Below are 8161 nucleotides of genomic sequence, written 5' to 3'. Positions count from 1 at the left end.
CCCGGAAAACAGCCGGATCCGTATACAAAGAACCACCCAGCGTAGGGATCAGGCTCGGCGTGCTTACCTCAACAGACAATTTGCTCTCCAATCAAAAACACAAACAACTCAAACAAGCAGAAGGGTCGGGGCTACAGCCCCGCGGCGGCACCGGCCAGGACGGGTTCGTCCGCCAGTGTCAGGACGTTGGGTACGACGGCGGCTGCCGGCTTGGGCGCCGACGCCGCGAGGCTCCTCCGCCACTTGGTGAACAGCCGTGGCTGGTTCATGCCCAAGACAGCGATGGGAACGTCTTCCCGGTAGTAGACGGCCAGCAGGCTGTGCTCGGCGGCTTCCCCCGCTTCGACGTCCAGGCGGTCGTAACCGGCTGAGTGGCCGGCGAACTGGATCTTCACCCCGTGCTGGTCCGACCAGAAATACGGCGGCTTCAACGGCTGCGCCGGGGACTCACTGTCCAGCAGGGCCTGCACCGCCAGCGCCGCACGCTCCAAGGCACCCGTCCAGTGCTCCACCCGGCGGTGCCTGTCCACCGCGGCATCAAACCAGGCAGCACAATCCCCCACCGCCACAATCCCCGGAACACTGGTGCGCCCCATCGCATCACACAACACACCGCCGTCGAGCTCCACACCCGAACCCGCGAGCCACTCAACGTTCGGCTCCGCACCGATCCCTACCACCACAACGTCAGCAGCGACGAACGTCCCGTCGGCCAGCCGAAGTCCGGTCACGTTTCCTTCACCGGCGTAGAAGTCCTCAATAACAGCCGACGAGATGAGCCGGACGCCCTTGGCGGTGTGCAGGCCGGCCACCACCGAGCCCATTTCCGTGCCCAGCTGGGCCGCAAAAGGCACCGGCTTGGTGTCAACCAGCGTGACGTCCATGCCGCGGGAGGCGGCGGCTGAGGCAACCTCAGCGCCAACAAAGCCGGCCCCGATGACGGCCATCTTGCTTCCCGGCACCAGTTCCGGCGCCAGGCTTTGCGCATCCGCGAGGGTGCGCAGGGAGAAGACGTTGCTCAAGCCGGCGAGGGCCGGCAGCTGGCGGGCCCGTGCACCGGTGGCAATAACGATGCCATCTGCCTGGACAACCCGGCCATTGGCCAGGCTGATGATTTTCGATTCAGCGTCCAGGGCCACAGCACGTGTACCCAGCAGCCATTCGGCGTTGAGGTCGTCAGTTTCGGTTTCCAGGGACAGGTCCTCGGCCGTAATGGATCCGAGCAGGAAGTCCTTGGAGAGCGGCGGCCTGTCATACGGACGGTGCTCTTCATCGCCGATGATGACGAGCCGTCCGGTGAAGCCTTGGGCGCGGGCTGCCCGTGCGGCGGAAAGACCGGCCAGCGAGGCTCCCACGATCGCAAGCGTCTGCATATCTTCACCCTCTTTCTATTGCTCTTAGCGCAACAAGAATCGCTATATGCAACAGCGTGATCCATGCCACGGTGACTGTCAAGGGGTTGGTGACTCATTAAAGGAGTCGCGCGTAATCGGGCGGTCAGCCCTTGACAAAACAGTGTGATCGAAAGCACGCTGTTGCATATTACGACGGCTGTTGAACTATACGGAACAACTCGCCAGCACCATCAAAATACCTTCCCAACAAGAAAAGAGGCCCCCCATGCACAAGGCATGCCCGCTCAGCGAACTGGCACCAGGGGAAGCCCTGCGCCTGAACACCGCGCCGCCCATTGCCGTTTTCCACACCGAGGACGGCGAGCTCTTCGCCATTGACGACACCTGCACCCACCAAGACGCCTCGCTGACCGACGGCTGGGTGGAAGGCTGTGAGGTCGAGTGCCCGCTGCACGCCTCGAAGTTCAACCTGCGGACGGGGCAGGTTGATGCACCGCCGGCAAAACTCCCCGTCCGGACGCACGAAGTCACCGTTGTGGACGGCGACATCATGGTCATCGAGTCCGAGGAAGAGCCCAACCTTCCCCCCGGGCTGACGGTGAACGGCCACGTCTCAAACTGATGCCCTGCAACGTCAGCTGCTGCTACCTCTTAGGAGAACATCTTGTCCACAGTCCTTGAAGGCGCGCCCGCAGCCGGTGCCAAGGCCAAAGCCCGAAGCGCTGAGTTTGTCCTCACCCTGGCCTGCCCCGAACGGCCCGGCATCGTCCGCGCCATCACCACCTTCCTGGCCGACCGTGGCTTCGACATCGTGGAGCACCAGCAGTTCGACGATCACGTCAGTGGCAAGCTCTACCTGCGCACCGCGTTCACCCAGAGCGGCGACGACGCCGACCAGGGTCCCTTCGCCCGGCTCACCCAGCAGACCGGGCTCGCCCAGCAGAACGGGCTCCAGCAGACCGCCGAAAGCCTCAGTTCCGAGTTCGCAGCCATCGCCGGCGAGTTCGGCATGGACTTCAGCATCCACGACGGCCGGCCGCAGCGCCTGCTGGTCATGGTGTCGAAGTTCGGCCACTGCCTGAACGACCTCATCTTCCGCTGGCGGGCGGGCAGCCTGGGTGCGGAGATCGCCGTCGTGGTTTCCAACCATGAGGACCTGCGGCCCATGGCCGAGGCGGCCGGGCTGCCCTTCATCCACGTGCCCGTGACGGCAGCCACCAAGCCGGAGGCCGAGGCCCGCCTGCTGGAGCTGGTCGCCGAATACGACGCCGACCTCGTGGTGCTGGCCCGCTACATGCAGGTACTGTCCGACGACCTGTGCACCCGGCTGCGCGGACGGGCCATCAACATCCACCATTCCTTCCTGCCCGGGTTCAAGGGCGCGAAGCCGTACCACCAGGCCTACGACCGCGGCGTCAAGCTCGTCGGCGCCACCGCACACTACGTCACCGCCGACCTCGACGAGGGCCCCATCATCGAGCAGGAGGTCTTCCGGGTGGACCACGCCCAGGACCCGGACGCGCTGGTGACGGTGGGCAGGGACGCGGAGACCCAGGCGCTCTCCCGCGCGGTGAAGTGGCATTGCCAGCACCGAGTCCTGCTCAACAAGACCCGCACCGTCGTATTCCGCTAACTTTCCGCTAACGCGAACCAGGAGAACCACACACCATGAGCGCATCACCACGCGTCGTCATCATCGGAGCCGGCATTGTCGGAACCAACCTCGCGGACGAATTGTCCAGCCGCGGTTGGAACAACATCACAGTCGTCGAGCAGGGCCCGCTGGAACTGGCCGGCGGCTCCACGTCGCACGCCCCCGGCCTGGTGTTCCAGAACAACTCGTCCAAGACCATGACCGAATTCGCCACCTACACGGTCAACAAGCTGCTCTCCCTGAGCAAGGACGGCGAGTCCTGCTTCAACCAGGTGGGCGGCCTGGAGCTGGCAACCACTCCCGAGCGCCTGGCCGACCTCAAGCGCAAGATGGGTGTGATGACCTCCTGGGGCGTCGAAAGCCGGATCGTCGACGCGGATGAATGTGAAAAGATCTACCCGCTGCTGAACACGGGCAAGCTCACCGGCGGCCGCGAGGTCCTGGGCGGCCTGCTCATCCCGACTGACGGCCTGGCCCTTGCTGCCCGTGCCGTGCAGCTGCTGATCGAACGCTCCCGCGCGGCAGGCGTGACCTACCTCGGTTCCACCGAGGTCACGGGCATCTCCCAGTGGGGCGGCAAGGTCACCGGCGTCGAGACGTCCTCCGGCGTGATTCCTGCCGACATCGTGGTTTCCTGTGCAGGTTTCTGGGGACGCGAGCTCGGCAAGATGGTGGGCCTTGAGGTGCCGCTGCTGCCCCTGGCCCACCAGTACGTCGTCAGCACTCCCCTTGCTGGGCTCGAGGGCGTGAACGAGCTTCCCAAGGGCGCCAGCAAGCCCATCCTCCGCTACCAGGACAAGGACCTGTACTACCGCGAATGGGGCAACCGCATCGGCATCGGCAGCTACGCGCACCGCCCCATGCCGGTGGACATGTCCGCCCTGCCGAAGGTGGCGGCCGAGGAAATGTCCGACCACCGCATGCCTTCGCGCCTGGAGTTCACCCTGGAAGACTTCGTGCCCGCCTGGGAAGACAGCCAGGACCTGCTGCCGGCACTGCGCAGCGCCGCGATCGAAGACGGCTTCAACGGCATCTTCTCGTTCACCCCCGACGGAGGCCCGCTGATCGGCGAAGCCCCGGAACTCTCCGGCTTCTTTGTGGCCGAGGCCGTGTGGGTGACGCACTCCGCCGGTGTGGCCAAGGCCGTGGCCGAGCTGCTCACCGAGGGCCGCTCCCGCACCGACCTGCACGGCACCGAGCTCACTCGCTTCGAAAAGGTCCAGACCAGCGACGACTACGTCAGCGAGACCTCGCAGCAGAACTTCGTGGAGATCTACGATGTCCTGCACCCGCTGCAGCCCAAGGAATCCCCGCGGGACCTGCGCGTCAGCCCGTTCAACGTCCGGCAGAAGGAACTCGGCGCCTTCTTCCTGGAGTCGGCCGCGTGGGAGCGCCCACACTGGTTCGAGGCCAACCGCCCCCTGCTGGACGAACTGCCGGCAGAATGGCAGGCACCGGAGCGCGAACCCTGGGCGGCCATGTTCTCCTCCCCCATCTCGGCGGCCGAAGCGTGGAAGACGCGTACCGCCGTCGCACTTTACGACATGACGCCGCTGAAGCGGCTGGCCGTCAACGGACCCGGCGCCCAGGCGCTGCTGCACCGGCTGAGCACCGGCAACATCGCCAAGAAGCCCGGCGCGGTCACCTACTGCCTGCTGCTGGAGCACGACGGCGGCATCCGCAGTGACGTGACAGTGGCCCGGCTCGGGGAGGAAGACTTCCAGCTTGGCGTGAACAGCAACGTGGACTTCGACTACCTGCGCGTTGAGGCCCGCAAGCAGTCCGCCGCGGATCCGGCGAAGTGGGTGCACGTCACCGACATCACGGGCAGCACCTGCTGCATCGGCCTGTGGGGCCCGCTGGCCCGCGAGGTCATCGGCAAGGTCAGCGCCGACGACCTCACCAACGACGGCCTGAAGTACTTCCGCACCAAGGAAATTTCGGTGGGCGGCATCCCCGTCACGGCGATGCGCCTGTCCTACGTGGGCGAGCTCGGCTGGGAGCTGTACACCACCGCCGAATACGGCCTCAAGCTCTGGGACCTGCTGTTCGAGGCCGGACAGGAACACGGCATCATCGCCGCCGGCCGCGGCGCCTTCAACAGCCTGCGCCTGGAGAAGGGCTACCGGCTCTGGGGCACGGACATGACCACGGAGCACCATCCGTACCAGTCCGGCCTCGGCTTCTCCGTGGCCAAGGACAAGGAAGGATATGTGGGGGCGGAGGCCCTGGCGGCTCTGAAGGGACAGCCGGCTGAGAAGGTGCTGCGCTGCCTGACGGTCGACGACGGTACCTCCATCGTGCTGGGCAAGGAACCGGTGTACGTGGGCGGCGTAGCGTCCGGCTACGTCACCAGCGCCGCGTACGGCTACTCCATCCGCAAGCCGATCGCGTATGCCTGGCTGCCTGCCGTGGTTTCCGAGGGCGACGCCGTGGAGATCGAGTACTTCGGCCGCCGCATCCCCGCCACGGTCAGCGCCGAGCCGCTGTTCGACCCCGGCATGGAACGGCTCCGCGGCTAACGCCGGACCACCGCAATGAAACGGCCCCGCCTCCGAAAGGAAGCGGGGCCGTTCCTGTGTGCGATGCGTCAGCCGGCAGTGGCAGCCTCAAGCGCCTCGGCGGCCTCTTTCCCTCCCGCGTGCGGCTCGAAGCGGACGAACATGGCCTTGAAGCCGGGGGTGTTGGACACGCGGGCCACGTTTTCCTTGTGGACCAGGGCGTTCGCTTCGGGGAAGTACGCCGCGGCGCAGCCCTTGGCCGTCGGGTAGGCCACCAGCCGGAACTTCTCAGCGCGGCGGTCCGTGCCCTGGAAGGTGCTCACCACGTCCACGAGGTCGCGGTCCTTGAAGCCCTGCTCGGCCAGGTCCTCCGGGTGCACCAGGATCACGCGGCGCCCGTCCGAGATGCCCCGGTAGCGGTCGTCCAGGCCGTAGAACGTGGTGTTGTACTGGTCATGGCTGCGGATGGTCTGCAGCACCAGGTGTCCGTCCGGCGGGGTGAGGTACTCCAGCGGGCTGACAGTGAAGCGGCCGCGGCCGATGTCAGTGGCGAAGGAGCGCGTGTCGCGCGGCGGGTTCGGCAGCACGAAGCCGTTTTTGGTCCTGACCCTGGCGTTGAAGTCCTCGAACCCGGGCAGGACCCGGGAGATATGGTCGCGGACCACGTCGTAGTCCTCGGCCATGGTCTTCCAGTCAACCGGGTGCCCGGGACCGAACGTGGCCTCGGCCATCCGGGCCACGATGACCGGCTCGGCGAGCAGGTGCTCGGACACCGGCTGCAGCCTGCCCTGGGTCGAGTGGACTACGGACATGGAGTCCTCCACGGACAGGAACTGGGCGCCCTTGGGGTGCTTGTCGTCCTTGTCCGTGCGGCCCAGCGTGGGGAGGATGAGCGAGGTGCGGCCGTGCACAATGTGGGACCGGTTGGGCTTGGTGGAGATGTGGACGGTCAGGCCGATCCGCTGCATCCCGGCTTCCAGGGTTTCCGTGTCCGAGCACGCCAGCGAGAAGTTCCCGCCCATGGACACGAACACGTCCACCTCGTCGCGCTCGAACGCCTCCATGGACTCGACGGCGTCGTGGCCGTGGTGCCGCGGCGACTCGATGCCGAATTCCTTGTCGAGGGCCTCCAGCAGCCACTCCTTCGGCTTCTCCCAGATGCCCATGGTCCGGTCGCCCTGGACATTGGAATGCCCGCGCACCGGGCACGCACCGGCACCGGGCTTGCCGAAGTTGCCCTGCAGCAGCAGGACGTTCACCATTTCCTTGATGGTGTCCACCGAGTGCGGCTGCTGCGTGACGCCGAGCGCCCAGCAGAAGATGCTCGCCTTCGAATTGATGAGCATGCCGGCCACGGTCTCGATCTGCTGACGGGTCAGGCCCGTGGCTTTCTCCGTCTCCTCCCAGTCCAGTTCCCGGCGCGCTTCCACGTACGCCTCGAAACCATCGGTCTGCGCCTCAATGAAGGAACGGTCGACGACGGTCCCCGGGTTTTGCTCTTCGGCCTGCAGCAGCAGGTGGCCGAGGGCCTGGAACAGGGCGAGGTCGCCGCCCACCTTGATCTGCAGGTATTCGTCGGCCAACGGCGTGCCGCCGCCCACCACGCCGGAGAGCGTCTGCGGGTCACGGAAGTTGAACAGGCCGGCCTCGGGCAGGGGGTTCACCGCCACCACCTTGCCGCCCTTGTCCTTGCATTCCTTCAGCGCGGACAGCATGCGGGGATGGTTGGTGCCGGGGTTCTGCCCCACCACGAAGATCAGCTCGGCGTCGTGGATGTCATCCAGCGATACCGTGCCTTTGCCGATGCCGATGGTCGGGTTCAGCGCGGAACCGGAGGACTCGTGGCACATGTTGGAGCAGTCCGGCAGGTTGTTGGTGCCCAGGGACCGGGCGAACAGCTGGTACATGAACGCTGTCTCGTTGGCCGTGCGCCCGGAAGTGTAGAAGACGCAGCGGTCCGGCGTGCTGGCCCGGATGTGCTCCCCGATCAGCTCGAAGGCGTCCGCCCAGGAGATCGGCGAATAGTGCGTCTCCCCCTCCCTGATGACCACCGGTTCGCTGAGCCGGCCCTGGTTTCCCAGCCAGTACTCGGTCTTCTCCGACAGCTCCGCGATCGAGTGCCTGGCCCAGAACTCCGCGCCCACGGTCCGCAGGGTGTTTTCCTCGGCCACGGCCTTGGCGCCGTTCTCGCAGAACTCGGCGGCCTTGCGCTTCTTGTCCGACTCCGGCCACGCACAGCCCGGGCAGTCAAACCCACCGCGCTGGTTGAGCCGCAGCAGCGACTGCGCCGTCCTGGTCACGCCGGCCTGCGCCACGGCGCGTTCCAGCGCCACCATTACGGCCTTGACGCCGGCGGCCTCGGTCTTGGGCTTGTGGACTTCAAGCTCGTCCTCGTTGATGTCCGCGACGGGGGCGGGCTGCTTCCCGAACTTCATTGTTCCAACTTCCTAACCGGCTGCTTTTCGTGCCTGCTTTGATCGCCACTAAGGCGCGCCAGGTATTCCTGGCGCGCCTTGCGTGTGGCGATCTTGTCTTTACTTCTTACTGGGCCACTTTGGCGAGGGTTTCGCGTTCGGCGGCGATGGTGGTGTTTTCTCCGTGTCCGGTCCTGACGGTGGTTTCCGGCGGGAGGGTGAGGAGGCGTTCGCGGA

5 protein-coding genes and 1 pseudogene are annotated in these 8161 nt (G+C 66.0%); 3 read left to right on the top strand and 3 right to left on the bottom strand.

The window, feature by feature from the left end; translation table 11 throughout:
- Window positions 1–131: 131 nt before the first annotated feature.
- Window positions 132–1373, bottom strand: coding sequence for an NAD(P)/FAD-dependent oxidoreductase (locus AC5RWD_RS22890; RefSeq protein WP_494022217.1), 1242 nt, complete (start codon window positions 1371–1373; stop codon window positions 132–134).
- A 247-nt stretch (window positions 1374–1620) separates the two neighbouring features.
- Here AC5RWD_RS22890 and AC5RWD_RS22885 point away from each other — a divergent pair, with 247 nt between their 5' ends.
- The 3 genes from AC5RWD_RS22885 to AC5RWD_RS22875 are packed head-to-tail and all read left to right on the top strand — an operon-like array spanning window position 1621 to window position 5531.
- The gene (locus AC5RWD_RS22885) at window positions 1621–1977 is read left to right on the top strand and encodes a bifunctional 3-phenylpropionate/cinnamic acid dioxygenase ferredoxin subunit (RefSeq protein WP_494022216.1); all 357 of its coding nucleotides are present in this window, start codon (window positions 1621–1623) and stop codon (window positions 1975–1977) included.
- Between the two features lie 42 nt (window positions 1978–2019).
- On the top strand, window positions 2020–2988 hold the full coding sequence (gene purU / locus AC5RWD_RS22880; RefSeq protein WP_494022215.1) for a formyltetrahydrofolate deformylase: 969 nt from the start codon (window positions 2020–2022) through the stop codon (window positions 2986–2988).
- A 35-nt stretch (window positions 2989–3023) separates the two neighbouring features.
- A complete protein-coding gene (locus AC5RWD_RS22875; protein ID WP_494022214.1) occupies window positions 3024–5531 on the top strand; it encodes a GcvT family protein in 2508 nt (835 codons plus the stop codon).
- A gap of 68 nt (window positions 5532–5599) precedes the next feature.
- Here AC5RWD_RS22875 and AC5RWD_RS22870 read toward each other — a convergent pair whose 3' ends face one another.
- Entirely contained in the window at window positions 5600–7945 is a 2346-nt protein-coding gene (locus AC5RWD_RS22870; protein ID WP_494022213.1) for an FdhF/YdeP family oxidoreductase, read from the bottom strand.
- A 106-nt stretch (window positions 7946–8051) separates the two neighbouring features.
- Window positions 8052–8161: pseudogene (locus tag AC5RWD_RS22865) on the bottom strand (MBL fold metallo-hydrolase); the annotation flags it as partial.

The sequence above is a fragment of the Arthrobacter sp. CMU6 genome, from assembly GCF_059090205.1.
Note: the sequence above shows the minus strand (reverse complement) of the source record. Positions and strands in the feature narration are given on the sequence as shown.

Bases quoted from the DNA above. Each gene is read 5' to 3' on its own strand.
- AC5RWD_RS22890 (WP_494022217.1), bottom strand. From the start codon at position 1,373: ATGCAGACGCTTGCGATCGTGGGAGCCTCGCTGGCCGGTCTTTCCGCC.
- AC5RWD_RS22885 (WP_494022216.1), top strand. From the start codon at position 1,621: ATGCACAAGGCATGCCCGCTCAGCGAACTGGCACCAGGGGAAGCCCTG.
- AC5RWD_RS22875 (WP_494022214.1), top strand. From the start codon at position 3,024: ATGAGCGCATCACCACGCGTCGTCATCATCGGAGCCGGCATTGTCGGA.
- AC5RWD_RS22870 (WP_494022213.1), bottom strand. From the start codon at position 7,945: ATGAAGTTCGGGAAGCAGCCCGCCCCCGTCGCGGACATCAACGAGGAC.